The following is a 26,243-nucleotide window of genomic DNA, read 5'->3' as shown; positions in this document are numbered from 1 at the left end:
CCGGCGCCCCCCCGCGAGGGGAGGCGCCGGCCCCGGGGTGGATCAGCCCTTGCTGAGCGCTCCGTAGCGGAACTTGAACGAGGCGTCGAGGGTGTCCTCGGTGCCCGTCACCGTGCTGCCGACGACCGCGACCTGCGAACCCTGGAGGTAGGGGACGGTCGACAGCTGGGCCGCGACCTTCTCCTGGATCTCCTCGATGATCGCGGTGCGCGCGTCGGGATCGGTCGTCGAGACCTGCTCCGCGATCAGCGACTGCACCTCGGCGTCGTCGAAGTGGTTGGCGAGGAAGTTCTCCTTGATGAAGAACGGCGACAGGTAGTTGTCCGCGTCGGAGTAGTCGGGGAACCAGCCGAGCTGGTACGCCGGGTAGACGTCGCTCGAGCGGTCCTTCGAGTACTGGACCCACTCCGTCGTCTGCAGGTTCACGGTGAACAGGCCCGACGACTCCAGCTGGTCCTTGATCAGCGCGTACTCGTCGCCCGAGGACGGACCGTAGTGGTCGTTCGAGTACTGCAGGTTCAGCGTCACCGGACCGGTCACGCCGGCGGCATCGAGGGTCGCCTTGGCCTTGTCGGCGTCGGGGCCGCCCTCGCCGTCGCCGTAGAGGCTCTTCAGCGGTTCGGTCGCACCGGTGAGGCCCGCGGGGACGTAGGAGTACAGCGGGGTGTAGGTGCCCTTGTAGACCTGGTCGGCGATCTCGTCGCGGTCGATCAGGTCGGCCACGGCCTGGCGCACGGCGAGCGACTTGGTCGCGTCCGCCTCCGGGGTGGTCGCGCCGAACGGCTGCGTGTCGAAGTTGAAGACGATGTAGCGGATCTCGCCGCCGGGGCCGTCGACCACCTTGACGGAGTCGTTGCCGCGGAGGTCCTCGACGTCGGTCGCGGAGAGGCTCCGGAACGCCACGTCGATGTTGCCCTCCTGGATGTCGAGCTTGAGGTTCGACGAGTCGGCGTAGTACTTGACGTTGATCGTGCCGGTGCGCGCAGCTCCGAGCACGCCCTCGTAGCCCTCGTACGCCTTGTACTGGATCAGGTTGTTCACGTCGTAGTTCGTGATCGTGTACTGACCCGCGAAGGCGTCGCCCGCGACGATGTCGGCGTCGGAGGTGAGCGCGTCGGCCGAGAAGACGTCCTCGTCGACGATCGGTCCGGCAGGGCTCGAGAGGATCTGCGGGAAGGTCTGGTCGTTCTCGGACTTGAGCGTGAAGACCACGGTCGTGTCATCGGGAGCCGCGACGCTGTCGAGGTTCGCCAGGAGCGAGGACGGGCCGTTCGCGTCGGCGATCGCGAGCTGGCGGTCGAAGGAGAACTTGACGTCGGAGGAGGTCAGATCGTTGCCGTTCGCCCACTTCAGTCCCTCCTTGAGGGTCACCGTGTACTCGGTCGGCGAGCTGAACTCGGCCGACTCGGCGATGTCCGGCTCGACGTCGGGAGTGCCGTACGGCGTGTTCATCAGGAACGGGAACACCTGGTTCATCACGGCGAACGAGCCGTTGTCGTACGAGCCGGCGGGGTCGAGCGTCGTGATCTTGTCGGTGGTGCCGATGGTGAGCGTGCCCCCGGCGGCGCTGTCGCCCGACGAGTCGTCACCGCCGGCGGAGCAGCCCGCCAGCACGAGCGCGACCGCGGCGAAGCCTGCGGCCGCGGCCAGTGCGCGTGTACCCCGGGTGGATGCGGATGTCATCTCCGTCTGCCTCTTCCTGTAAGGGATCGGATGCGGGCGCGCATCTCGCGCAGGGCGTCACGGCGCACAGGTGTCCCGTGCTCCGCCACGCTGCGGCGCCGGGCGCCCGCATTGCTGTTCCTCAGTCGTAACACAGTCGGGAGCGCTCTCAGCACCGGGAGCGGGCGGCCGCCGAATTCTTCACACGACCGCAACACGCACCCGGGCGTCGGTCACTCCGTCCGCAGTGCGCGCTTCTGGCGCTCGAGCTCGACCAGTCTGACCTGCACGGCGCGGGACATCACCGGGTCTGCGGACGCTCGCTGGAGCGCGCCCCGCAGCTCGGCGATCTCGCGGAGGAGGTCGCGCTCGATGAGCGAGATCGCGACGTCGCGGGCGTACCTCGAGAGTCCGGCCTCGTCGGCCGCCGGGATCGGCGCCACGGCGAGCTGGCGCACGAGGGAGGCGAAGGGCGCCGGCACGTCGGCCGCGACGTGCTCGACCCAGTCGCGGTCCTGCGCGCGCTCGAGGTTGGCGACGACGGCGTCGCGCACGACGCGGAGGGTCTCGTTCGTGACGGCCGCGTGCGCCGCCCGCGCGAGCAGATCATCGCCCATCATCTGCGGGAGCTGCAGCATCGCCATCAGCGCCTCGCGCTCGATGCGCGTCACGACGTCGAGCGGGAGGTCGGCGAGCCGGGCGCCCGCCGGAGCCTCCGGCGCGGCGGTCTCGGCGTCGCGCTGCTCCGGTCGAGCCGCGGTGGGGCGCGAGCGCGCGCCGGCCGAGCGGACCGCGGAGTTGACCTCGGCCATGTCCAGTCCGAGCATCCGAGCGAGCTCGCGCGAGTAGCCCGGGCGCAGCGCGGGGTCGCGGATGTCGGCGACGACCGGCGCGGCGGCGCGGAGTGCGGCGATCCGGCCCTCGACCGTGTCGAGGTCGTAGCGGGCGAGGAGCTGCCGGATCACGAACTCGAACATGGGCTTCTTGTCGTCGATCAGCCTGCGCACGGCGTCGTCGCCCCGGTTGAGGCGGAGGTCGCACGGGTCGAGACCCTCGGGTGCGACCGCGACGAACGTCTGCGCGGCGAAACGGTGCTCCTCCTGGAACGCGCGCATCGCGGCCTTCTGACCCGCCGCATCGGGGTCGAAGGTGAAGACGACCTCGCCGATCCCGGTGTCGTCGCCGAGCACGCGGCGCAGCACCTTGATGTGGTCGACGCCGAAGGAGGTGCCGCACGTCGCCACCGCGGTGGTCACGCCCGCCAGATGGCAGGCCATCACATCCGTGTACCCCTCGACCACGACGACCTGGTGCCCGCGCGAGATGTCGCGCTTGGCCAGGTCGAGCCCGTAGAGCACCTGCGACTTGTGGTAGACGGGCGTCTCGGGGGTGTTGAGGTACTTGGGGCCCTTGTCCTCCTCGAGGAGGCGCCGCGCGCCGAAGCCGACCGTCTGCCCGGTGACGTCGCGGATCGGCCAGACGAGCCGACCGCGGAACCGGTCGTACACGCCTCCGCGGTTGCTGCTGCTGACGAGCCCGGCCGCCGTGAGCTCCGGCTCGGTAAAGCCCCTGCGCTTGAGAGCGGTGGTGAGGCCGTCCCAGCCGTCGGGGGCGAAGCCGACTCCGAAGCGGTCGGCCGCCGCGCGGTCGAAGCCGCGCTCGCCGAGGAACCGGCGCCCGACGTCGGCGCCGGGAGTGGCGAGCTGCTCGCGGAAGTACTCCTCGGCCGCGTCGTTCGCCGCGAGCAGGCGGGCGCGTCCGCCGGTCTCCGGCGCCTGACCGCCGCCCTCCTCGTACTGGATGGGGAAGCCGATCCTCTGAGCGAGGCGCTCGACCGTCTCGCTGAACGAGGTGTGGTCCATCTTCATGATGAAGCTGTAGACGTCGCCCGACTCCTGGCAGCCGAAGCAGTGGTAGAAGCCGGCCTGCGGGCGCACGTGGAAGCTCGGGCTGCGCTCGTCGTGGAAGGGGCAGAGCCCCTTCAGCGAGCCGACGCCGGCCGACTTGAGCGTGACGTACTCGCCCACCACGTCGCCGATGTTCACTCGGGCTTTGACCTCTTCGACATCTTGTTGTCGGATCCGAGGCATGGGGACCATCGTATCCGCGGCGATGAGCCCACCGGCCGGGTGCCCGATCTTCGGCACGCAGAGCCGCAGCGAATCGCCCTAGGAGCTCAGCCGCTCATACAGCGCGAGCGCGCTCTGGTCGGTGAGGTTGGCGACCTGGTCGACGACGACGCGGCGGCGGGCTGCGTCGGAGGGGGCGGCGTTCCAGTCCTCGGCGAAGCCCGGTTCGAGGGCGCCGGGGCCGCGGTCGAGGAGGGTGTCGGCGAGGCGGGTGAGCACCTCGCGCTGCTGGGCGTAGATCGGCTGGCGGGTGTTGCGCGACATCACGAAGGTCGCGACGATGCCCTTGAGCACGGCGATCTCGGCCTGCTGCTCGCGGGGCACGACGACGTGGCCGCCGAACCGGACGAGGTCGGGGTGCGCGTAGGCGTCGCGGGTCGCCTCCGTCGCCGCCCCGGCGAAGCGGCCGATCAGCTGGCTGGTGAGGTTCTTCAGGCGTGCCTGGTCGCGGCGGGAGCCGTCCCAGGAGTCGACCCACACCTCGAGCGAGTCGAGGCGGTCGAAGGCGGCGACGAGCTCGTCGTGCGCGATCTCGCCTCCCACCCAGGCGTGCATCGACTCGACGAGGTCGTCGTGGTCGACCCGTGAGCCGAGGGCTTCGACGTCGATGTAGCCCGAGAAGACCGCGTCCTCGAAGTCGTGCACCGAGTAGGCGATGTCGTCCGAGAGGTCCATGACCTCGGCCTCGATGCAGCGCACCCCCTCGGGTGCACCCTCCCGCATCCATGTGAACGCCGGTGCGTCGTCGTCGTAGAACCCGAACTTGGCCCGGCCGGACGGATCGGCGACCGAGCGCGTGTCGGGCCACGGGTACTTGCAGCTCGCGTCGAGGCTCGCGCGGGTGAGGTTGAGCCCGTAGGGGCGGGAGTCGTCGCCGAAGACCTTCGGCTCGAGGCGCGTGAGCAGACGGAAGGTCTGAGCGTTACCCTCGAAGCCGCCGATCCCCTCGGCCCAGCTGTTGAGCGCTCGTTCGCCGTTGTGACCGAAGGGCGGGTGGCCGATGTCGTGGGCGAGGCAGGCGGTGTCGACGACGTCGGGATCGAGGTCGAGGCTCGTCGCGAGCTCGCGGCCGATCTGCGCGACCTCGAGCGAGTGCGTGAGGCGGTTGCGGGCGAAGTCGACGCCTGAGGTCGGGCTCAGCACCTGGGTCTTGGCGGCGAGGCGGCGGAGGGCGCTGGAGTGGAAGAGCCGAGCTCGATCGCGGGCGAAGTCGGAACGGCGGGTGGAGTGGTCCTCCGGGAGGAATCGCTCGACGTCGACGAGCGAGTACCCCCAGAGCGCACGGTCATCCACCGCTGTGGTGGATCTCGGCGGCCGAGACGGCGTCGCGCTGGGCGGCGTTCAGCTCTCGGGACTCGAGCCAGCGGTCGGGCAGCGACGGCACCTTCGGCGAGCCGGCGCGACCGCGCTGACCCTCGGCGTCGACGCCGGGGTAGGGCACGTCGGGGTCGAGGGTCGCCAGCAGCTCGTCGAGCTCGGCGAGCGTCACGACCGACGCCATGCGCGCCCGCAGGTCGCCGCCGACCGGGTAGCCCTTGAAGTACCAGGCGACGTGCTTGCGGATGTCGCGGCAGCCGCGCTCCTCGCTCTCGAAGAACTCGACGATCAGCTCGGCGTGCCGGCGGAAGGCCGAGGCGACCTGGCCGAGGGTCGGCCGGAAGCGCTCGTCGGATCCGGCGAACGCGGCGGCGAGGTCACCGAAGAGCCACGGACGACCGAGGCAGCCGCGCCCGACGACGACGCCGTCGCAGCCCGTCTCGCTCATCATCCGCAGTGCGTCCTCGGCCGACCAGATGTCGCCGTTGCCGAGCACGGGGACGTTCGTCACCGCCTCCTTCAGCGTCGTGATCGCCGACCAGTCGGCCTGACCGCTGTAGAACTCGGAGGCCGTGCGCGCGTGCAGCGCGATGGAGGCGACTCCCGCGCCCTCCGCCGCCCGGCCTGCCTCGAGGTAGGTGAGGTGGTCGGCGTCGATGCCCTTGCGCATCTTGATCGTCAGCGGCACCTCCCCCGCGGCCTTCACGGCCCCCTCGACGATCGAGCGGAACAGGGGCAGCTTCCACGGCAGCGCGGCGCCCCCGCCCTTGCGCGTCACCTTGGCGACGGGGCAGCCGAAGTTGAGGTCGATGTGGTCGGCCCGGTCCTCCGCGACCAGCATGGTGACGGCCTCGGCGACCGTGCGCGGGTCGACTCCGTAGAGCTGGATCGACCGCACGGATTCGCTCGGGTGGTGGCGGATCAGGCGCATCGACTCGGGCGTCCGCTCGACGAGGGCGCGGGAGGTGATCATCTCGCTCACGTAGAGCCCGGCGCCGTACTCGCGGCAGAGGCGGCGGAACGCGGTGTTGGTGATCCCGGCCATGGGGGCGAGGACGACGGGAGCGTCGAGTTCGAGGGGGCCGATGCGCAGCGCCGGAGCGGTCTGCGCGCGAGGGGCGGCCGTGAGAGTGGAGGACATCGGTAACGATTCTCCCAGATCCTGTGTTGGGGAAGGCGAGTCGAGCGGAGAGGGTGGAGCGATGGACGCGATCGATCGTGTGGAGGACGGACCGGAGCGGTTCGAGGCGGACGCCGCGGCGCGAGGTCTCGAGGTCGAGATCGTCGAGCGCCCGGAGGCCGGGAGCCTGGCCGAGGCGGCCGGCCTGCTGGGCATCGATCCCGGCGACATCGTGAAGTCGCTGGTCGTGAAGCGCCACGACGGCGAGTACCTCTTCGCCCTCGTGCCCGGCGGCCGGCAGATCTCGTGGCCGAAGCTCCGCGCGGTCGTCGGCGTCAACAAGCTGCGCCTGCCCGACGAGACGGCTGCGCTCGGGGCGACCGGCTACCGACGGGGAACCATCACCCCGATCGGCTCGACCACGGCCTGGCCGATCGTCGCCGACGAGCTGATCGTCGGTCGACGGATCGCCATGGGCGCCGGTGCGGGCGGTCGCAGTGCGTTCGTCGACGCGGACGCGCTGATCTCCGCCTACGGAGCGACGGTCGCCGACATCACCGTCGAGGAGACTCCCCGCTGACGGGAGCCGCCGGAGGCACGACGCACACTCCGTCCTCGCAGACGGGCACGTCGGCGGCACCGAGCATCTCGAACTGCGTCACGAGGCGGCCACCCGCTGGGTGAGCACGTGCTCGAGGACCTCCGTGAAGGCCGCGGGCTCCTGGGCGCCGGACACGCCGAAGCGGCTGTCGAGCACGAAGAACGGCACGCCGTTGATCCCGTACTCGCGCGCCTGGGCGATGTCGGACTGCACGTCGCCGAGGTGGCGCTGCTCGTCGAGGACCCGCCGGGTCTCGGCGGCGTCGAGACCGACCTCGCCGGCGAGCGAGGCGATCACCTCGGGGTCGGCGAGGTCGCGTCCCTCGACGAAGTAGGCGCGCAGCAGGCGCTCCTTCAGCTCGAGCTGCAGTCCGTTCGCCTTCGCGTGGTGCAGAGCCTGGTGCGCGGTGACGGTCTTCACGTGGCGGACCGTCTCGAAGTGGTAGTCGAGTCCGACGCTCGCGGCAATCGTAGTGACGGAGTCGAGCATCTGCTGCGCCTGCGCCTCCGGGATGCCCTTGTGCTCGGCGAGGTAGGCCGCCTCCCCGCCCCGGTAGTCCTCCGGGGTGTCGGGTGAGAGCTCGAAGCTGCGGTACTCGACCGCGACCTCGGGGGCGTCGGGGTGGGCGAGGCGGAAGGCCTCGAGCCCGCGTTCGAACTTGCGCTTGCCGATGTAGCACCAGGGGCAGGCGATGTCCGACCAGATGTCGACGGTGATGGGGGTCTGCGCGTCACTCACTCCAACGACAACCCGGACGGGCCGCGACTATTCCCCGAGGACCCGGACGAGCTCGTCGACGTCGGAGGCGTCGTTCCAGACGTGGAAGGCGACCCGGAGGCGTCCTCCGCGACCCGAAACTCGCAGCCCGGCCGCCGTCAGGCGGGCGAGGTCGGCTCCGTCGGGATCCGGCCAGGAGACGAGCGCGCGGTGCTGGGGCTCACGACCGAGGCGCTCGCTGAGCTGGTCGCCGAGGCCGGAGGCGTGCTCCCAGACGGACTGGAGGTCGAGCGAGCGGAACAGCTCGAGCGAGGACTCCGCGCCGACGAACGCCTGCCAGGCCGGCGAGACGTCGAAGCGGCGCGCGGTCTCGGCGAGGTGCATCGCCGGTCCGTAGCAGGAGGACCACACGTCCTCCCCCGAGTACCAGCCGGCCTGCACCGGCACCAGCTCCGCGGCGTAGGAGGGCGACACGGTGAGGAACGCGACTCCGCGCGGCGAGCAGAGCCACTTGTAGGCGTGGGTCAGGGTGGCGTCGAAGCGCGACGCGTCGACGGGGAGGACGCCCGCGGCCTGCGTGAGGTCGCAGGCGGTGCGCACCCCGTGGCGGGAGGCCGCGTCGAGGACCGCGTCGAGGTCGGCGAGGGCGCCGCTGCTCGACTGCACGGCCGAGAAGACGACGAGGTCGTCGCCCGGCCCGACGGAGTCGGCCAGCGCGTCGAGCGCGACGCTGCGGACCTCGACGCCACGGTGCGCCTGCGCCAGGAAGGGGAACACGATCGAGGAGAAGTCGCCGTCGACGCAGAGCACCCTCGCGCCGTCGGCGAGGGACGCCGCGAGGACCGCCGCCATCGCCGAGGTCTGCGAGCCGATGGCGACCTGCGCGACGGGCACCGAGACGATGTCGGCGAAGGCAGCTCGCGCCCGCTCCGCGACGGCGCCGTACCCGGCCGCGGTGTTCTCTCCCGCCGACCAGCTGCCGAGATCGGCGCGGAGCGCCTCGACCGTCTCGCGCGGCGGCAGTCCGAGGGTGCACGCGTTGTGGTAGCCGCGCGCACCGGCGAAGCGCTCTCGCAGCTCGGTCGGGCTCAGGGGGGCGGTGTCCATGCTTCGAGGATCCCGCGGGTCGCGCCGATGGCCAAGAGCGCGCCGCGGTCGGGCGCGTCGCCCCGGCGCAGCGCCTCAGCGGGCGGCCAGGGCGTGCGCCTGCTCGATCACGGCGACGACCGCTCGGGCGTCGCGCACGTCGACAGGAGGCGCCGCGCCCTCGAGGAGCGAGCGGGCGACTCCCGCGGCGAAGGCCGAGTAGCGGCCTCGCTCGCTCGGAACGCTCCGGCTGCCCTCGTCATCGGTGAGGACGCCGTCGGCCTCGCCCGGGACGACGCCGAAGCCGGGATCATCGGGGCGCGATCCGCCGTGCCGGAGCGCTCCCTCCTGCGGGTCGAGTCCGTCGACCGAGAAGGCGGCGCGAGTGCCGAGCACCCTGAACCGCGGCCCCGTCGATCTCGCGACCCGGCTCATCGCGAGGTGCGATCGGACTCCCCCGGCGTGCAGGAGGGAGACGAACGCGTCGTCCTCGCTCGCGCCTCCGGGGTGCACGACCCGCGTCTCGGCGGCCGTCACGGTGGCCGGTCCGAACAGGACGAGCACCTGATCGACGAGGTGGCTGCCGAGGTCGAACAGGATCCCGCCGCCCTCGTCGGCGCCGATCGTCGTCTGCCAGCGGCCCGTCTTCGGTGCGCTCCAGCGCTCGAACGACGACTCGAAGCGGATGACGTCGCCCAGCGCCCCGTCGCGGAGCAGCCGCTGCACGGTCAGGAAGTCGGCGTCCCAGCGCCGGTTCTGGAACACGAAGACGGGCGCTCCGCCGGCCTCGGAGGCGGCGATGATCGCGTCGGCGTCGGCGACGCTCGGCGCGAACGGCTTGTCGATGATCACCGCGACGCCGACGCCCAGCACGGCCTCCGCCTGCGCGCGGTGCACCGAGGGAGGCGTCGCGAGCACGACGAGGTCGGGCCGTTCGGCCAGCACCCCGTCGAGGTCGGGCACGACCCGCGCCGCGGGGTAGGCGGCGGAGGCGGCCCCTGCACGCCCCGGGTCGCCGGTCGCGATCGCGACGATCGAGAACGACGGATCCGCGGCCAGGAACGGCGCGTGGAAGACACTGCCCGCGAGCCCGTAGCCGAGGATCCCGACCCTGATCACGACGACGCGCCCGGCACGTCGACCGCGGCCCCGAACCGGCGCGTGCGACCGGCGTAGTAGTCGATCGCCTCCCACAGGTCGGTGCGGGTGAAGTCGGGCCAGAGGCGGTCGAGGAAGACCATCTCGGCGTAGGCGCTCTGCCAGAGCAGGAAGTTGCTGGTGCGCTGCTCGCCGGAGGAGCGCACGAAGAGGTCGACGTCGGGCATCTCGGGGACGTAGAGGGCCCGGGCGATCGTCTTCTCGGTGATCCCGGAGGGCTTCAGGCGGCCGGCCGCGACGTCGACGGCGAGCCGCTGCACGGCGTCGGCGATCTCGGTGCGGCCGCCGTAGTTGACGCACATGGTGAGGGTGAGGACGTCGTTGCCCTCGGTCAGCCTCTCGGCGAACTGCAGCTCGTTGACGACCGACGCCCAGAGCCGCGGCTTCCGCCCCGCCCAGCGGATCCGCACTCCCCACTCGTTCAGCTGGTCGCGGCGCCGGTGCAGGACATCGCGGTTGAAGCCCATCAGGAAGCGCACCTCGTCGGGCGAGCGCTTCCAGTTCTCGGTCGAGAACGCGTAGACGCTGAGGTGCTTCACGCCGATCTGGATCGCCCCCGCGACCACGTCGAGCAGCGCCGCCTCGCCGCGCTTGTGCCCCTCGACACGGGTGAGGCCGCGGGAGTTGGCCCACCGGCCGTTGCCGTCCATCACGATCGCGACGTGCCCGGGCACGGCCTTGCGCGGGAGGTCGGGCGGGTGCACGCCCGTCCAGTCGAGAGGGCGGTAGGGCTCGGCGTCCTTGTGGGTGAAGGGCTTCATCGGGTGACGTGCTCCAGGGATCTCAGTCCGCGTTCGAGGTGGAACTGCGTGTAGGCGGCCACCACTCCGCTCGCCCGCGACCGGGTCGAGGGCTCGGTCGTCTCGGCGTGCCCCCAGTCTCCCGTGAGCAGCGCGCCGAGCAGGACGACGACCTCGGGCGCGACCCTCGGGGCTCCCGGCGGCGTGCAGTCCGGGCAGACGACTCCTCCGAGCTGCACCACGACCGCGCCGTGCGGACCGGGAGCGCCGCAGCGCGCGCAGTCGTCGAAGCTCGGGGCCCAGCCCGCTATCGACAGCGCGCGCAGCAGGTAGGAGTCGAGGGTCAGCACGGGCTCGTGCTCGCGACGCGAGAGCGAGCGCAGCGCCCCCACGAGCAGGAGGTACTGCTGCAGGGAGGCGTCGGCGTCCGTGAGCCGATCGGCCGTCTCGACCATGGCGTTCGCCGCGGTGTAGCTGTCGTAGTCGGCGGCGATCAGGGCACCGTAGGCCCCGATGGACTCGGCCTGCGTGACGATGTCGAGACTCCGGCCCTCGTAGAGCTGGAGGTCGGCGACCATGAACGGCTCGAGCCGGGAGCCGAACTTGGAGCCGGTCTTGCGGACGCCCTTGGCCACCGCGCGGATCTTGCCGTGCCCGCGCGAGAGCATCGTGACGATGCGGTCGGCCTCGCCCAGCTTGTGCGTGCGGAGCACCACGGCTTCGTCGCGATAGGTGGGCATGCGCTCGATTATCCTCCCCGCCACCGACACCGGCCTGGACGCGGGGCCGGTCGACTCCGGGGCGTGGAACGATGAACGGGTGGCAGCGTCCCTCTTCGTGATCCCGGCCTGGGCCGATCTGCTCGCGATCGCCATCGGCTGCCTGCAGGGCGCGATGTTCGCGGGCGAGTTCCGCGACCGCAGGATCGATCTGCTCGGCGTCACGATCATCGGCACGGCGACCGGCCTCGGCGGCGGCGTGCTGCGCGATCTGCTCCTCCAGACGCCGCTCGCCGCGCTGCACACCAACGCCTACCTGCTGGTCGCCGTCGCGGCGTCGCTGCTCGGGATGCTGCTCCAGCACGTGCTGAACCGCGTCGACGGCACGATCACCGCGCTCGACGCCCTGACCCTCGGGCTGTTCGGCGCGATCGGGACGACCAAGGCGCTGTCGCTCGGCGTGCCGGAGGTGCCCGCCGTGTTCGTGGGAACCGTCTCGGCCGTCGGCGGATCGGTCGTGCGCGACGTGCTCCTCAACCGGCCGATCGCGCTGATGCACGTCGGCTCGCTCTACGCGATCGCCGCGACCGCGGGCACCGTGGTGCTCGTGACGGGCCTCCGGTTCGGCATGGTCATCGACTACGCCGCGCCGCTCGCCGTCGCGGTGACCACGGTGATCCGCCTGCTGGCGGTGCGCTACGGCTGGAGCCTCCCCGAGCAGCGGGCGCTCAGCCGGGTGCCGCGCCTGCGCTGGCGCCGCTCCTCCTGACGCCGCGGCCGCCGAGGGGACCCGCGCCCGTCGAGGGAGCCGCGGAATCGTCGCTCCCCCGACGGTCCGCGGCTCCCTCGCCGGAGGGTCAGGCGGAGGCGGTGGCCAGCTCGGCGACGGGCGTCTCCTCGCGGATGGCGCGGTTGACGGCCGAGACGATCGCCTTGAGCGAGGCGGTCGAGATGTCGGCGTCGACGCCCACGCCCCACAGGGTCCGTCCGTTCACCGAGCACTCGACGTAGGAGGCGGCCAGCGCGTCGCCGCCGGCGCTGAGAGCGTGCTCGACGTAGTCGAGGACGCGCACGCCGACTCCGTGCTGCGCCAGCACGGACTCGAAGGCGTTGATCGGGCCGTTGCCGGAGGCGCTCGCGGTCACGGTCTCGTCGCCCACCCGCAGGACGGTGTCGAGCGCGATGCTGCCGCCCAGGTCGCTCGAGGTGCTGGTCCGGGTCAGCTCGAACCGGCCCCACCTCTCCTCGGAGCGGTGTGCCGGCGCGGGCAGGTACTCGTCCTGGAAGATCGCCCAGATCTGCTCGCTGGTGACCTCGCCGCCCTCGGCGTCGGTCTTGGCCTGCACGACTCCCGAGAACTCGATCTGGAGGCGGCGCGGCAGGTCGAGCGCGTGGTCGGTCTTCAGCAGGTAGGCCACGCCGCCCTTGCCCGACTGCGAGTTGACGCGGATGACCGCCTCGTAGGAGCGGCCGAGGTCCTTCGGGTCGACGGGCAGGTACGGCACGGCCCAGGTCAGCTCGTCGACGCTCCGGCCGGTGCGCTCGGCCTCGGCCTCCATCGCCTCGAAGCCCTTCTTGATGGCGTCCTGGTGCGAGCCGCTGAACGCCGTGAACACCAGGTCGCCCGCCCAGGGGCTCCGCTCGGGGACGGCCAGCTGGTTGCAGTACTCGGCGGTGCGCTTGATGCCGTCCATGTCGCCGAAGTCGATCTGCGGGTCGATGCCCTGCGTGAACAGGTTGACGCCCAGCGCCACCAGGTCGACGTTGCCGGTGCGCTCGCCGTTCCCGAAGAGGCAGCCCTCGATGCGGTCGGCGCCGGCCAGGTAGCCGAGCTCGGCGGCAGCGACGGCGGTGCCGCGGTCGTTGTGCGGGTGCAGCGACAGGATGATGTTCTCGCGCTGGGCGAGGTGGCGGCTCATCCACTCGATCGAGTCGGCGTAGACGTTGGGAGTCGCCATCTCGACCGTCGCCGGCAGGTTGATGATGACCTTGCGGTCGGGGGTCGGCTCGAACACCTCGACCACGCGGTCGCAGATCTCGAGGGCGAAGTCGAGCTCGGTGCCGGTGTAGCTCTCGGGCGAGTACTCGTAGTAGACGGTGGTGCCGGGAACCGACGACTCCATCGAGCGGCACTTCCGGGCGCCGGCGAGGGCGATGTCGATGATCCCCTGGCGGTCCTTCCGGAAGACGACCTCGCGCTGCAGCACGCTCGTCGAGTTGTACAGGTGCACGATCGCCTGGCGCGCGCCGCGGATCGACTCGTAGGTGCGCTCGATCAGGTGGTCGCGGGCCTGGGTCAGCACCTGGATGGTGACGTCCTCCGGGATCGCCCCCTCCTCGATGAGGCTGCGGACGAAGTCGAAGTCGGTCTGGCTGGCGCTGGGGAAGCCGACCTCGATCTCCTTGTAGCCCATCCGGACCAGCAGGTCGAACATGATGCGCTTGCGCTCCGGGCTCATCGGGTCGATGAGCGCCTGGTTGCCGTCACGCAGGTCGACGGCGCACCAGCGCGGCGCCGCGGTGATGCGCTTCGTCGGCCAGGTCCGGTCGGGCAGCTCGACGGTGATCTGCTCGTGGAACGGCGTGTACTTGCCGATCGGCATGGGCGACGGCTTCTGGGTGTTCTTCATGGGGTGCTCTCCTGCGCGGGGACGCGCGTGTCTGTGCTCGCCCGTGTCCGGTCTCGCGGGGATCCGGATGCGGATCCGACCTCGCGGGCGAAGATGTGTGGTCAGCCGACGACGAACACCGCGACGAGGGAGGCCTGAGGATCAGATCTCGTCGCGGCGGCTAAGAAGGAGCAGACCGGAACGCACGGAGCCAGGGTAGCACTGCCCTCCCGGCCCGCGTCGTCAGGCGACGAGGCCGTTCTCGTAGGCGAAGACCACCAGCTGGACGCGGTCGCGCAGGCCGAGCTTGCCGAGCGTCCGGCTGATGTGGGTCTTGACGGTCGCCTCGCTGAGGAACTCGGCGCGGGCGATCTCGGTGTTGCTGAGGCCGCGCGCGGCGAGGTGGAAGATCTCGCGCTCGCGGTCGGTCAGCGTCCCGAACGCCGCCGGCGTCTCGCGACCGCTGCCGGGCGCACCGAAGTGCTCGAACAGCTCGCGGGTCGCGGAGGCGGCGACCACCGCGGTCCCGGCGTGGACCGTCCGCACCGAGGCGAGCAAGAACCCCGGCTCCGTGTCCTTGAGCAGGAACCCGCTGGCGCCGGCGCGGATGGCCCGCGCCGCCGCCTCGTCGAGATCGAAGGTCGTCAGGACGAGGATGCGCGGGGGCTCGACGCCGGCCTCCGCCGCATCCGCGAGGATCCGCCGGGTCGACTCGATGCCGTCGACTCCCGGCATGCGGATGTCCATGAGCACCACGTCGGGTGACACGCGACCCACCAGTGCCGCGCCCTCTGCGCCGTCGGACGCCTCGCCGACCACCTCGAGGTCGGGCTGGGAGCTGAGGAGCATGCGGATGCCGGCGCGGAAGAGCGCCTGGTCGTCGACGAGGACGATGCGGATGGTCTCGGTCATGCGGGGCGGCCTCCAGAGGCGACGGGCAGTGCGGGGGCCGGCGACGACGGTGCCGGGCCGATGATCGGGACCGGCGACGTGGCGCCGGCCGGAAGGCGCGCGTCGACGACGAAGTCCTCGCCGTCGGGGCCCGCGAGGAGGACACCGCCGACGAGAGCCGCCCGCTCGTGCATGCCGACCAGTCCGTGCCCCTCCCCCGGCTCGGCGTCCGCGCCGACGTCCCCGCACCGGGCGTTCCTGACGGTCAGCACGATCTCGCCGGCGTCGCGCCGGAGCGCGACGTCGAGCGGTGCTCCAGGCCGACCGTGCCGGAGCGCGTTCGTCGTCGCCTCCTGCGCGATGCGGTAGAGGGCGATGCCGGTGGCGCGAGGGACCGAGTCGAGATCGACGTCGAGCTCGGCGTGCACCTGCGCGCCCGCTCCGGACACGCTGTCGAGCAGCGCCGGCAGGTCGTGGGCGGCGGGCTGCGGTCCGTCGCTCTGGCTGTGCCGCAGCTGCGCGAGCAGGACGCGGACGTCGCCGAGAGCGTCTCGCGCGACGCTCGAGATCGTGAGCAGCGCCGCATCCGTCTGCTCCGGGCTGGACGCCCCGAGGTAGCGGGCGCCGTCGGCCTGGGCGATGACGACCGCCAGGGAGTGGGCGACCACGTCGTGCATGTCGCGCGCGATCCGGTTGCGCTCCCCGACCGCGTCGAGCTCCCGCTGTGCGCGAGCCCGCTCGCGCTCGGCCTCGGCGCGGAGGCTCTGCCCCTCGCGCGCACGGCGGACGGACCGCGACAGGAGGCCGACCGTCCAGGACAGGCCGAGCGTCGCGAGCAGCCCGCTGAACGTCGCCGTGACGGTGAGGACGACGTCGGTCGTGTTCGCGACCAGGTCGAAGGCCAGCACGAGGTAGGCGACCGCCACGACGGAGCCGACGACCGCCGAGACCGCGCCGGCGGTCCTGACGCGCCGCGACTCCGCAGCCCCGGTGCCGAAGAGCACCACGAAGATCGCGAGGTCGGCGAACCCCGGCGGGAGGACCAGCGCCATCTGCAGGATCGCGCCGATCCAGGCGACGCCGAGTGCCACGGCTGGCGCTCGGCGGTGGAGCACGAGGGCCACGGAGAGCACGCCCGCGACGAAGACCTGCAGGGAGCCGTCGACGACGCTCAGCGGCACGCAGGCGATCGCGAGGAGGAGGACCGCCTGGCCGCCGGCGGCACCGACGGCGAACGGGTCCTGCGGCCCGGCGACCCGGACGAGGAGCGCGTCGATCGGGTCGTCCGGCCCGACGGGTGAGCGGATCCCCAGGACCCAGGCGAGCACGAGCAGCCCGCCGAGGACCGAGGCGACGAGCAGAGCGGCGAGGGCTCGCACCAGCAGCTCCACCTGGCCCGACGCCGCGCTCGGGTCGAGCGCGCCCGAGAGCTGCGACGCGACGACGAGGCCGCCGACAGCGGAGAGGAGGAGAGCGGCGGCGAGTGCCAGCGAGCGCGTCCACGGGCCGAGTCGCCGCGCGGTCGACCAGAGGACGACCATGCCGACGACGACGCCGTCGACGGGCACCCCGACGATCGTGAGTCCGCCGCCGGTGATCACCGCGAGGGCGACCAGCGACGGAGCGACAGCGGGGAGGAAGCCGGCGACAGCGAGGGCGAGTCCGAGCAGCAGCCCTGCGGGGAGCGCCTCCGTCGGCAGCAGCCCGGCGCCGCCGCCGGCCAGGTACCCGACCGCGAGGGCCGCTCCCGCGACCGGGAGGGTCGCCGGTCGATCCAGGAGCGCACGCATGCCTCCCACGCTAGAGGCCCCGCCGCCCGCTGTCGTCGTCCTCCGGAGTGATCGCCCTCACCCTGCCCGGGTACGGCGGCGGGCCCGGGAGCCCGTGATCAGAACCCGAGGCGGCCGAGCATCTTCGGGTCGCGCTGCCACTCCTTGGCCACCTTGACGCGGATCGAGAGGAACACCTGGCGGCCGAGGAGGCGCTCGATCTGCTCGCGCGACACGGCGCCGACCTCGCGCAGCCGCTGGCCGCCCTTGCCGATGATGATGCCCTTCTGGCTGTCGCGCTCGACGAAGACGTTGGCGTAGATGTCGATCAGCGACCCGTCCTCGCGCTCGACCATGTCGTCGAGGGTGACGGCGAGGGAGTGCGGGAGCTCGTCCGAGACGCCCTCGAGCGCGGCCTCGCGGATGAACTCGGCGATGCGCGAGAAGAGGTCCTCATCGGTGACGGCCTCCTCAGGGTAGAGGGCGGGCGAGACCGGCATCAGCGCCAGCAGCTCGGAGGCGAGCACTTCGAGCTGCTCGGACGTGACGGCCGAGATGGGGACGATCGTGTCCCACTCCCGCAGCTCCGACACGGCGAGCAGCTGCTTCGCGACGGACTTCTTCGAGGAGAGGTCGACCTTCGAGACGATCGCGACCTTGCGCGCGCGGGGGAACGACTCGAGCTGCTCGTTGATGAACCGGTCGCCGGGGCCGATGGGCTCATCGGCGGGGAAGAGCATCCCGATGACGTCGACATCGCCGAGGGTCGAGGTGACGAGGGAGTTGAGGCGCTCTCCCAGCAGGGTGCGCGGACGGTGGATCCCGGGGGTGTCCACCACGATCAGCTGCCCGTCCTCGCGGTGCACCACTCCGCGGATCGCGCGCCGCGTCGTCTGGGGCTTGGAGCTCGTGATCGCGATCTTCTCGCCGACGAGAGCGTTCGTCAGGGTCGACTTGCCGACGTTGGGGCGGCCGACGAACGACACGAATCCCGCCCGGTAGGGCGTCGGGGTGCTGCTGGTGTCGGTCATCGTGCGTCCTCGTCCTGTGGCTTCGTGGTCTTCGACTTCGTCGTGGAGGTCTTCGTCGTGGAGGTCTTCGTCGTGGAGGTCTTCGTGCCGGAGTTCTTGGTGCTGGAGGTCTTCGTCGGTCCGGTCTTCGCGGCTCCGGTCTTCGCGGCGTCCGCCTTCGCGACGGCCGTCTTCTTGCCCGCGGCCCCGTCGGTCGGCGATGTGTCGCTCGCCGGTGACGTCGACGACCTCCCACCGGCCTTCTTGCCGCGCGGCTTCTCCGAGGTGGTCGCGCCGCTCGGTCCGGAGCCGGCCTCGACATCCCCGGTCGGCTCCGCGGAGCCGAGCCTCGGGCCCTCGTCGTCCTGCGGTTCGCCGCTCTCGTCGATGACGACGATCGGTCCGGTGGTCGGCTCCCGCGTCGGGTCGTAGTCGGGGTCGCGCCGGACGATCACCGTCGAGATGGTGCCTCGCCGCGGGTCCGCCTGCTCGGCCTCGAGGATCACGCCGTCGATGCGCGCCGTCGCTCCGCGCTCGGGGAGGCGGCCGTAGGCCTTCGTCAGCAGGCCTCCGACGGAGTCGACGTCGTCGTCCTCGAGGTCGAGCTCGAACAACTCGCCGAGCTCGCCGACGGGCAGTCGGGCCGACACGCGGTAGACGCCGGGCGCCGTCTCCTCGAAGAGGTCGACGTCGCGGTCGTACTCGTCCGAGATGTCGCCGACGAGCTCCTCGATCAGATCCTCGAGGGTGACGAGCCCGGCGATGCCCCCGTACTCGTCGACCACCATGGCGAGGTGGTTCGACTCGAGCTGCATCTGGCGCAGGAGCTCATCGGCCTTCTTCGACTCCGGGACGAAGAGCGCGGGGCGGGCGAGCTCGGCGACGGCATCGGCGTCGTCGGGGCGCTCGTAGGTGTGCCGGGCCACGTCGCGCAGGTAGAGGACGCCCACGACGTCGTCCGCGCCGTCGCCGATGACCGGGAGGCGCGAGATCCCGCGGCTCAGCAGCAGACCCATCCCCGCGCCGACCGAGGCGGTGGACTCGATGGTGACCATGTCGGTGCGGGGCACCATCACCTCGCGGACGAGTGTGTCGTTGAACTCGAAGATCGAGTGGATGAGCTCGCGGTCGTCCTGCTCGAGGACGTCCTGCTCGGTCGCCTCGTCGACCATGCTGAGCAGCTGCTCCTCGGACGAGAACCCCGCCGACCGCCCGGTACCGGGGGTCACCCGGTTGCCGAGGGCGACCAGGCCGTGCGCGACCGGACCGAGTGCGACGCGCAGGACGTGGACGGCCGAGGCGCTGGTGCCGAGGACGGCGCGCGCGTGGGCCCGACCCACGCTGCGCGGGCTCGAGCCCACCAGCACGAACGAGACGGCGGCCATGATGAGGATCGCCAGCAGGAGGGCCAGCCAGAGCTGGTCGACGACGACCACGAGGACGGCCGTCACGAAGACCGCCGCGGTCGTCTCGGCGGCGATCCGGGAGAAGTTCACGACGTTCACGTGCGCGCTCAGGTCGCCCGCGATCGCCCGGAGTGCGTTGGCGCTCCTGGAGTGGTTCGCCATGTCGAGCAGATCGCTGCGCGAGAGCACGCCGAGAGCGGCATCGGTCGCGGCGAGCCACCCGCCGACGGCGACGAGGGCGAGCGCGGCGATGAGCAGCTGGACGGTCAGCACGCGCGGGCCCTAGCGCCGTCGTTCGCTGATGTGGAAGCCGACGAGGATGTCGCGCTGGATGCCGAACATCTCGCGCTCCTCGTCGGGCTCGGCGTGATCGAAGCCGAGGAGGTGCAGGAGTCCGTGGGCCGTGAGCAGCTGGAGCTCGTCGAGCACCGAGTGACCCGCCGCCTCGGCCTGGGTCTGCGCGACCTGGGGGCACAGCACGATGTCGCCGAGCAGGCCCGCGGGGGTCTGCTCGTCCTCGGTGCCGGGGCGCAGCTCGTCCATCGGGAAGCTCAGCACATCGGTGGGGCCCGGCTCGTCCATCCACTGCACGTGCAGCTGCTCCATCGCGCCCTCGTCGACGAGCACGATCGCGAGCTCCGCATCCGGATGCACGTGGAGCGAGTCGAGCGCGTAACCGGCGAGGCGCAGAAGCGCCGCCTCGTCGACGGGGACGCTCGACTCGTTGTTGATCTCGATGCTCACGGGTGGCTGTGTTCCTTCGGTGGGGAGGGGGCGGCGGTCAGCCGCGCGGGCGCTTGGGCAGGGGGTCGCCGGCGGAGCGGGCGGGAGCGCCCCTCCGCTCGGCGCGGTTGGCGAACTCGCGAGCCTGCTCGCGCTCGAAGTGCTGCGCCTGCTTCTGCTGGTCGTACTCGGTGTAGGCGTCGACGATCCGGCCGACGAGGCTGTGCCGCACGACGTCCTCGCTGCCCAGACGCGAGAAGTGGATGTCGTCGATGCCGTCGAGCACGCGCGTCACCAGCCGGAGCCCGCTCGCACCGGTCGGCAGGTCGACCTGGGTGATGTCGCCGGTGACGACCATCTTCGAGCCGAAGCCCAGACGGGTGAGGAACATCTTCATCTGCTCGGGCGTGGTGTTCTGCGCCTCGTCGAGCACGACGAACGAGTTGTTCAGCGTCCGCCCGCGCATGTAGGCGAGAGGAGCGACCTCGATCGTCCCCGCCGCCAGCAGCTTCGGGACGTTCTCCGGGTCCATCATCTCGTTCAGCGCGTCGTAGAGCGGCCGCAGGTAGGGGTCGATCTTGTCGGTCAGCGACCCGGGGAGGTAGCCCAGCCGCTCCCCCGCCTCGACCGCCGGGCGGGTCAGGATGATCCGGTCGACCTCCTTGCGCTGGAGGGCCTGCACCGCCTTCGCCATCGCGAGGTAGGTCTTGCCCGTGCCGGCCGGACCGATGCCGAAGACGATCGTGTTCTCGTCGACGGCGTCGACGTACTCCCGCTGCCCGAGCGTCTTGGGCCGGATGCTCTTGCCGCGAGCGGTGAGGATCGCCTGCCCGAACGCCTCGGCCGGGCTCACCGGTCCGCCGTTCTGGAGGATCCGCGCGGACTCGCGGACTCCCTCGGGATCGAGGTCGTGGCCGCCTGCCGTCATGAGCACCAGTTCTTCCACCAGGCGCGCCGCCGCGGCGACGGGGTCGCGCTCGCCGTCGAGCGTCACCTCGTTGCCGCGCACGTGCACCCGGACATCGGGGAATCGTCCTTCGACCGCTCGGATGAGCCGGTCCTGAGGTCCGAGGAGGCGCACCATGGCGACTCCGTCGACGGCGATGACGCGGTGCGTCGCGCCGGTGGGCGTCCCGGCTGCGGTCGAGCCGGGCGCGGTCGAGCCCGCTGCGGTCGAGCCGGCGGGAGAAGTGCTGGAGGAGGGTAGCCCGCCGGAGTCGGCGGGCGTCGGAACGGCGGAGCTGTCGCCCGCGTGGTCAACCGGTGGCAAGGGAGCCTTCCGTCAGGTGTCCGCCCAGGACGTGGGCGTGGACGTGGAACACGGTCTGGCCGGCCTCTTCGCCCGAGTTGAAGACCAGGCGGAACTGGCCGCCCGAGTGGGCGTCGGCCAGGGTCTGCGCGACCTGCACGATCTCGGCGAGGAGGGCGGGGTCGGCAGCGGCGAGGGCGGCGACGGTCGCGTACTCCTGGGTCTTGGGGAAGACCAGCAGGTGGACCGGCGCCTTCGGCGCGATGTCGGTGATGGCGAGGACCCGTTCGTTCTCGAACACCACGTCGGCAGGGATCTCGCCCTGGACGATGCGGGTGAAGACGGTGGGTTCGCTCATGCGACCATCGTAAAGGCGGGCACCGGCACTCGGGCGCGCCGTTCGCCGAGGGCGCTCGCGGGGACGACGCTCACCAGCGCCCCAGGCGGGCCGAGAGCACGGCGATCGCCGCCGGTCCCGCCGTCGAGGTGCGCAGGACGGACTCGCCGAGCGAGACCGCCTCGGCCCCCGCCTCCACGAGCCCGCGAAGCTCCTCGGGGGCGATGCCGCCCTCCGGACCGACGACGAGGACGATGTCGCGCTCGTCGGGCACGACGGCGCTGAGGCGCGCCGCGGCTCCCGGCTCGAGCACGAGCACCCGGTCGGCGGAGGCGCGCTCGACGAGAGCGCGCAGGGCGGCCAGCGGAGACACCTCCGGCACGCGGGCGCGCAGCGACTGCTTGCTCGCCTCGCGGACGATGCTGCGCCAGCGCTCGCGGCCCTTCTCCTCCTTGCCGCCCGACCAGCGGGAGACCGAGCGGGCCGACTGCCACGGCACGACCTCGTCGACGCCGAGCTCGGTGGCGGCCTGGATCGCGAGCTCGTCGCGGTCGCCCTTCGCGAGGGCCTGCACGAGGACGAGCCGCGGCGAGGCGGCGGCCACCTCCTCGACCGACGAGACGAGCAGCACGACCCGCGACGCCTCCGAGCTCTCGACGACCGCCGTCGCGACGCGGCCCCGACCGTCGCCCACCCGCACCGTCTCGCCCGCGCGGATCCGGCTCACGGTGGCGGCGTGGCGCGCCTCAGCCCCGGTGAGCGCGAGCCGGCCGCCCGCGACGAAGTCGCCGGAGTCGAGCGACTCGTCGATGTAGTGGTGCGCCATCGAGAGCCCGCGCTCAGCCGAGGAAGCGGTCGCGGAGCTTCGAGAACAGCCCCTGCTGGAAGTGGGTGAGCGCCGGCTTCTGCGGCTTGTAGTGCTTCGCGAACTCCTGCACGAGCTCGCGCTCGCGGTGCCCGAGCTTGGTCGGAGTGACGACCTGGATGCCGATGCGGAGGTCGCCGCGGCCGTTCCCGCGCAGGCGCGTGACTCCGCGGCCCTTGATCGTCACGATCTCGGTGCTCTGCGTGCCCGGCTTGACCTCGATCTCGATGTCTCCGTCGAGAGCGGCGAGCGTCGCGGTCGAGCCGAGGATCGCATCCGTCATCTGCACCTCGAGGGTGCAGAGCAGGTCGTCGCCGTTGCGGCTGAAGACGTCGTGGTGCTTGACCTTGATCTCGAGGTAGAGGTCGCCGTTCGGGCCGCCCGCGGGGCCCACCTCGCCGCTGCCGGGCATCTGCAGGCGGAGCCCGGTGTCGACGCCCGCGGGGACGTCGACCGGGATCGTCCGGCGCGCGCGGACGCGGCCCTGGCCCTGGCAGGTGGAGCACGGGGTGGCGATGACGGTGCCGTAGCCGCGGCAGGTGCCGCAGGGGCTCGCGGTCATCACGTTGCCGAGCAGCGAGCGGACCGTGCGCTGGATCTGACCCGAGCCGTGGCAGATGTCGCAGGTGACAGGCGAGGTGCCCGGCTGGCAGCACGAGCCCTGGCAGGTCTCGCAGAGCACGGCCGTGTCGACCTCGAGGTCGCGGTGGGTGCCGAAGATGACCTCGTCGAGCGAGACCTCGACGCGCAGCAGCGCGTCCTGTCCGCGCTCGCGGCGCGACCGCGGACCCCGCGACGAGCCCTGACCGCCCTGGCCGAAGAACGTCTCGAAGATGTCGCCGAACCCGCCGAAGCCCTGGGCTCCTCCGGGGAAGCCCTCCTGCGGGCCGCGGTCGTACTGCTGGCGCTGCTGCGCGTCGCTCAGGACGTCGTAGGCGTGGGTGACGAGCTTGAACCGCTCCGAGGCGTCGGCGCTCGGGTTGACGTCGGGGTGCAGCTCGCGCGCGAGTCGGCGGTACGCCTTCTTGATCTCGTCGGCGGAGGCGTCTCGATCGACGCCCAGCACTTCGTAGTGATCGGCCACAGGGGGCTTCGTCCTTCGTTCGTGGGTCGGTGCACCGGACGCGACGGACCGGGCGGGAGCCGGAGCGACCGGCGGAGGTGGGGCCTATTCCTCGCCGAGGAGGCGGGAGAGGTAGCGGGCGACGGCGCGGACCGCCGCGATGTTGCCGGAGTAGTCCATCCTGATCGGCCCGAGCACCCCCAGGCGCGACACCTGGCCGCCCGCTGTGTTGTAGCCGCTGGTGAGGACGGAGGTCTCCTGCAGGCCGAAGGGTGCGTTCTCGCGACCGATGCGGACGGAGATGCCGCGCGGATCCGGGGACATCTCGGCGAACAGTCGCAGAAGCTCGACCTGCTCCTCGATCGCCTCGAGAACGGGGTAGATGCTGCCCGAGAAGTCCTCCTCGGTGCGCACCAGGTTCGCGGCGCCCGCCATCACGAGGCGGTCCTGCCGGTTCGCGCCGACCTGCTCGAGCAGCGTCTGGACGATCGGTGCGAGGGTCTCGCGCCGCTCCGGAGCGAACTGCTCCCCCGCGCCCTGCAGCGTCTCGGCCGCCGCCTGCAGGCCCAGGCCGAGCACCGCGGTGTTGAGCTTGGCCCGGATCTCGCCGAGGAGCTCGTCGTCGACGTCGGACGGGGTCTCGAGCACGCGCTGATCGACGCGACCGGTGTCGGTGATCAGCACCGAGAGCAGGCGGCGCGGGGCCAGTGCGACGAGCTCGACGTGGCGGATGCGCGCGGCACCGAACGAGGGGTACTGCACGAGGGCGACGCTGTTGGTGAGCTGCGAGAGCAGCCGCACCGTCTTCACGAGGACCTCGTCGAGGTCGGGACTCTGGCCGAGGAACGTCTCGATGGCCTGCCGCTGCGCGGCGGTCAGCGGGCGCAGGTCGGTGAGCTGGTCGACGAAGAGGCGGTAGCCCTTGTCGGTGGGGACGCGACCGGAGGAGGTGTGCGGGGCCGCGATCAGCTCCTCCTCCTCGAGCTGCGCCATCTCGTTGCGGATGGTCGCCGCCGACACCCCGAACGCGTGACGCTCGACGATCGACTTCGAGCCCACCGGCTCCCGGTGAGCCACGTAGTCCTGCACGATCACGCGCAGGACCTGCAGACCGCGCTCCGTCACCATGCGATCGACCTCCCGCGGATCCGTGTGCCTGCGGCACGACCGACGGCGCTCGCGCGCCGGGCGGAGCCTGGCACTCCGCAACATTGAGTGCCAATCATAACCGCGACGGAGGGAGGCGGACGGGGTTGCGCACGGATCGGCGTGGTGCTCCGATGCGGACGCAGGCGAGGAACTCTCCCGCCGGGCCGAGCCGCGTGCCACGATGGACGCCGAGCGCACGGGGGTCGCCCGGGGCGCTGACATCCGGAACGGAGACCATCATGTCGGCCACCCCTCCCCCGCCCCCCGCCTACGGAACCGCCGCCCCGCCGCTGAACCCGGCCGACGAGAAGACGTGGGCGATCGTCACGCACGTGCTCGGCATCTTCTTCAGCTTCCTGCCGTCGCTGATCGTGTACCTCGTCTTCAAGGGCCGCGGCCCGTTCCTCGAGGCGCACGCGAAGTCGGCTCTGAACTTCCACCTGACGACGCTGATCGCCTACGTCGCGGGGACGATCCTGACGTTCGTGTTCGTCGGCATCATCGTCTTCTTCGTCGTGCCGATCCTCGTCATCATCTTCGGGATCATCGCCGCGGTGCGGGCGAGCGCGGGCGAGTACTACACGTACCCGCTCAGCATCCCGTTCTTCAAGTAGGGGTGGCCGCACAACTGAGGCTGGAAGCCCGGTTCTCGCAGATTCCTCGCGATTCGCAGCTTCCAGCCTTCGTTGCGCGACTCACCCGTCGGTGAGGCGGCGGACGACCGCGTCGGCCAGGAGCCGCCCGCGCAGCGTCAGCACGATGCGGCCGCCGAGTGCCGACCTGCCGTCGACGAGCCCGTCGGCGATGAGTCCCGCGACCTCGCGCCGGTACTCGAGATCGATCGCGTCGAGCGGGAGCCCGTCGGAGAGCCTCGACCGCAGCAGCACGTCCTCGACCCGGCGCGTAGCCGCGTCGAGAGTCTCGCGCCCGGCGGCCGGCGAGGCACCCGCCCGCAGGCGGTCGGCGTACGCCGCGGGATGCTTGACGTTCCACCAGCGCACCCCGCCGACGTGGCTGTGCGCGCCCGGCCCGACACCCCACCAGTCGTGCCCCAGCCAGTAGGACAGGTTGTGCCGCGAGCGGTGCGCGTCGTCGCGCGACCAGTTGCTCACCTCGTACCAGGAGTATCCGGCGGCGGCGAGGCGCGCATCCGCCAGCTCGTACATGTCGGCCGTGAGGTCGTCGTCGGGAGTCGCGACCTCGCCCCGGCGGATCTGGCGGGCGAGCTTCGTGCCGTCCTCGACGATCAGCGCGTAGGCCGAGAGGTGGTCGGGGCGGTTCTCGAGCGCCGAGTCGAGCGAGCGCTCCCAGTCGGCGAGCGACTCCCCCGGGGTGCCGTAGATCAGGTCGAGGCTGACCTGCAGCCCCGCCTCGCGCGCCCACTGCACCACGAGCGGCACGCGCTCGGGGTCGTGCGTGCGCTCGAGCGTCGCCAGCACGTGCGGGACGGCCGACTGCATGCCGAAGCTGACCCGCGTGAAGCCGGCGCCCGCCAGCCTCTCGAGGTAGGCGGCGTCGACCGAGTCGGGATTCGCCTCCGTGGTGATCTCTGCGCCGTCGGCGACTCCGAAGGTCGAGCGCAGCCCGTCGAGCATGCGCACGAGGTCGTCGGCGGGCAGCAGCGTCGGGGTGCCGCCTCCGAAGAACACCGTCGCCGCCGGCCGGCGGGGCAGCCCCGCGCGCTCGAGGACGGAGGCGCCGAGCACCATCTCGCCGATCGCCTGGTCGGCGTAGTCCTGCTGCTTCGCCCCGCGCAGCTCCGTCGCCGTGTAGGTGTTGAAGTCGCAGTAGCCGCAGCGCACCCGGCAGAACGGCACGTGCACGTAGAGACCCAGGTCGCGCTGCTCGACTCCGTCGACGACGCCGGCGGGCAGGAGGCCGTCGAGCGGGGCGGGATCGGCGATCGGGAGGGCGCTGCCCACG

At 71.7% G+C, this 26,243-nt stretch carries 24 protein-coding genes; 3 read left to right on the top strand and 21 right to left on the bottom strand.

What is annotated here, in order from left to right:
- Positions 1-42: 42 nt before the first annotated feature.
- The 4 genes from B9Y99_RS05850 to dusB all read right to left on the bottom strand — a co-directional run bounded on the left by B9Y99_RS05850 (position 43) and on the right by dusB (position 6,249).
- Complete coding sequence (locus B9Y99_RS05850) at positions 43-1,683, bottom strand: ABC transporter substrate-binding protein (protein ID WP_085475597.1); 1,641 nt, start codon at positions 1,681-1,683, stop codon at positions 43-45.
- 212 nt (positions 1,684-1,895) lie between these two features.
- Positions 1,896-3,752 (bottom strand): DNA primase, encoded by a 1,857-nt coding sequence (gene dnaG / locus B9Y99_RS05845; RefSeq protein ID WP_085475596.1) that lies wholly within the window; start codon positions 3,750-3,752, stop codon positions 1,896-1,898.
- Between the two features lie 78 nt (positions 3,753-3,830).
- A complete protein-coding gene (locus B9Y99_RS05840; protein ID WP_085475595.1) occupies positions 3,831-5,084 on the bottom strand; it encodes a deoxyguanosinetriphosphate triphosphohydrolase in 1,254 nt (417 codons plus the stop codon).
- Positions 5,077-6,249: a tRNA dihydrouridine synthase DusB gene (gene dusB, locus B9Y99_RS05835; RefSeq protein WP_085475594.1), complete on the bottom strand. Its 1,173-nt coding sequence runs from the start codon at positions 6,247-6,249 to the stop codon at positions 5,077-5,079. Before dusB ends, B9Y99_RS05840 begins: the two co-directional genes overlap by 8 nt.
- Before the next feature lie 61 nt (positions 6,250-6,310).
- Between dusB and B9Y99_RS05830 the strand changes: the two genes are divergently transcribed.
- The gene (locus tag B9Y99_RS05830; RefSeq protein ID WP_085475593.1) at positions 6,311-6,808 is read left to right on the top strand and encodes an aminoacyl-tRNA deacylase; all 498 of its coding nucleotides are present in this window, start codon (positions 6,311-6,313) and stop codon (positions 6,806-6,808) included.
- A gap of 78 nt (positions 6,809-6,886) precedes the next feature.
- Here the strand turns inward: B9Y99_RS05830 and B9Y99_RS05825 are convergent, their stop codons facing one another.
- From B9Y99_RS05825 to recO, 5 genes are all read right to left on the bottom strand, one after another.
- Positions 6,887-7,567, bottom strand: a complete 681-nt coding sequence (locus B9Y99_RS05825; protein WP_085475592.1) for a DsbA family oxidoreductase — start codon at positions 7,565-7,567, stop codon at positions 6,887-6,889.
- A 27-nt stretch (positions 7,568-7,594) separates the two neighbouring features.
- Positions 7,595-8,653, bottom strand: coding sequence for an aminotransferase class V-fold PLP-dependent enzyme (locus B9Y99_RS05820; protein ID WP_085475591.1), 1,059 nt, complete (start codon positions 8,651-8,653; stop codon positions 7,595-7,597).
- A 75-nt stretch (positions 8,654-8,728) separates the two neighbouring features.
- Positions 8,729-9,751, bottom strand: coding sequence for a Gfo/Idh/MocA family protein (locus tag B9Y99_RS05815; protein WP_085475590.1), 1,023 nt, complete (start codon positions 9,749-9,751; stop codon positions 8,729-8,731).
- On the bottom strand, positions 9,748-10,551 hold the full coding sequence (locus B9Y99_RS05810; RefSeq protein WP_085475589.1) for an isoprenyl transferase: 804 nt from the start codon (positions 10,549-10,551) through the stop codon (positions 9,748-9,750). Before B9Y99_RS05810 ends, B9Y99_RS05815 begins: the two co-directional genes overlap by 4 nt.
- Positions 10,548-11,270, bottom strand: coding sequence for a DNA repair protein RecO (gene recO, locus B9Y99_RS05805; RefSeq protein ID WP_085475588.1), 723 nt, complete (start codon positions 11,268-11,270; stop codon positions 10,548-10,550). The genes B9Y99_RS05810 and recO overlap by 4 nt, the downstream gene beginning before the upstream one ends.
- On the opposite strand from recO, the gene B9Y99_RS05800 reads away from it, so the two are divergent.
- Positions 11,269-12,018 (top strand): trimeric intracellular cation channel family protein, encoded by a 750-nt coding sequence (locus B9Y99_RS05800; protein WP_085476267.1) that lies wholly within the window; start codon positions 11,269-11,271, stop codon positions 12,016-12,018. The genes recO and B9Y99_RS05800 overlap by 2 nt on opposite strands.
- 88 nt (positions 12,019-12,106) lie before the next feature.
- On the opposite strand, the gene leuA is transcribed toward B9Y99_RS05800, so the two are convergent.
- The 11 genes from leuA to hrcA all read right to left on the bottom strand — a co-directional run bounded on the left by leuA (position 12,107) and on the right by hrcA (position 24,299).
- The gene (leuA, locus tag B9Y99_RS05795) at positions 12,107-13,879 is read right to left on the bottom strand and encodes a 2-isopropylmalate synthase (protein ID WP_085475587.1); all 1,773 of its coding nucleotides are present in this window, start codon (positions 13,877-13,879) and stop codon (positions 12,107-12,109) included.
- 222 nt (positions 13,880-14,101) lie between these two features.
- Positions 14,102-14,770, bottom strand: coding sequence for a response regulator (locus B9Y99_RS05790; protein WP_085475586.1), 669 nt, complete (start codon positions 14,768-14,770; stop codon positions 14,102-14,104).
- Positions 14,767-16,539: a sensor histidine kinase gene (locus B9Y99_RS05785; protein WP_129587910.1), complete on the bottom strand. Its 1,773-nt coding sequence runs from the start codon at positions 16,537-16,539 to the stop codon at positions 14,767-14,769. The genes B9Y99_RS05790 and B9Y99_RS05785 overlap by 4 nt, the downstream gene beginning before the upstream one ends.
- A 98-nt stretch (positions 16,540-16,637) precedes the next feature.
- Complete coding sequence (gene era / locus B9Y99_RS05780) at positions 16,638-17,549, bottom strand: GTPase Era (RefSeq protein WP_085475585.1); 912 nt, start codon at positions 17,547-17,549, stop codon at positions 16,638-16,640.
- A complete protein-coding gene (locus tag B9Y99_RS05775; protein ID WP_085475584.1) occupies positions 17,546-19,207 on the bottom strand; it encodes a CBS domain-containing protein in 1,662 nt (553 codons plus the stop codon). Before B9Y99_RS05775 ends, era begins: the two co-directional genes overlap by 4 nt.
- 9 nt (positions 19,208-19,216) lie before the next feature.
- Entirely contained in the window at positions 19,217-19,678 is a 462-nt protein-coding gene (gene ybeY / locus B9Y99_RS05770; RefSeq protein WP_085475583.1) for an rRNA maturation RNase YbeY, read from the bottom strand.
- Positions 19,679-19,715: 37 nt separating this feature from the next.
- A complete protein-coding gene (locus tag B9Y99_RS05765; RefSeq protein WP_085475582.1) occupies positions 19,716-20,741 on the bottom strand; it encodes a PhoH family protein in 1,026 nt (341 codons plus the stop codon).
- A 172-nt stretch (positions 20,742-20,913) separates the two neighbouring features.
- Positions 20,914-21,264, bottom strand: coding sequence for an HIT domain-containing protein (locus B9Y99_RS05760; RefSeq protein WP_085475581.1), 351 nt, complete (start codon positions 21,262-21,264; stop codon positions 20,914-20,916).
- 70 nt (positions 21,265-21,334) lie between these two features.
- A complete protein-coding gene (locus B9Y99_RS05755; protein ID WP_085475580.1) occupies positions 21,335-22,069 on the bottom strand; it encodes a 16S rRNA (uracil(1498)-N(3))-methyltransferase in 735 nt (244 codons plus the stop codon).
- A 13-nt stretch (positions 22,070-22,082) separates the two neighbouring features.
- On the bottom strand, positions 22,083-23,192 hold the full coding sequence (gene dnaJ / locus B9Y99_RS05750; RefSeq protein WP_085475579.1) for a molecular chaperone DnaJ: 1,110 nt from the start codon (positions 23,190-23,192) through the stop codon (positions 22,083-22,085).
- An 84-nt stretch (positions 23,193-23,276) separates the two neighbouring features.
- Positions 23,277-24,299: a heat-inducible transcriptional repressor HrcA gene (gene hrcA, locus B9Y99_RS05745; protein ID WP_085475578.1), complete on the bottom strand. Its 1,023-nt coding sequence runs from the start codon at positions 24,297-24,299 to the stop codon at positions 23,277-23,279.
- A gap of 260 nt (positions 24,300-24,559) precedes the next feature.
- Here hrcA and B9Y99_RS05740 point away from each other — a divergent pair, with 260 nt between their 5' ends.
- Positions 24,560-24,934, top strand: coding sequence for a DUF4870 domain-containing protein (locus tag B9Y99_RS05740; RefSeq protein ID WP_085475577.1), 375 nt, complete (start codon positions 24,560-24,562; stop codon positions 24,932-24,934).
- Positions 24,935-25,015: 81 nt separating this feature from the next.
- On the opposite strand, the gene hemW is transcribed toward B9Y99_RS05740, so the two are convergent.
- A complete protein-coding gene (hemW, locus tag B9Y99_RS05735) occupies positions 25,016-26,242 on the bottom strand; it encodes a radical SAM family heme chaperone HemW (protein WP_085475576.1) in 1,227 nt (408 codons plus the stop codon).
- Between the last annotated feature and the right edge of the window lies 1 nt (position 26,243).

Origin of the sequence: Rathayibacter oskolensis (assembly GCF_900177245.1) — a bacterium.
In the GTDB taxonomy this organism is placed as follows: Bacteria; Actinomycetota; Actinomycetes; order Actinomycetales; family Microbacteriaceae; genus Rathayibacter; species Rathayibacter oskolensis.
The sequence above is the reverse complement of the archived record's forward strand: the minus strand, read 5'-3'. Positions and strand labels throughout refer to the sequence as shown.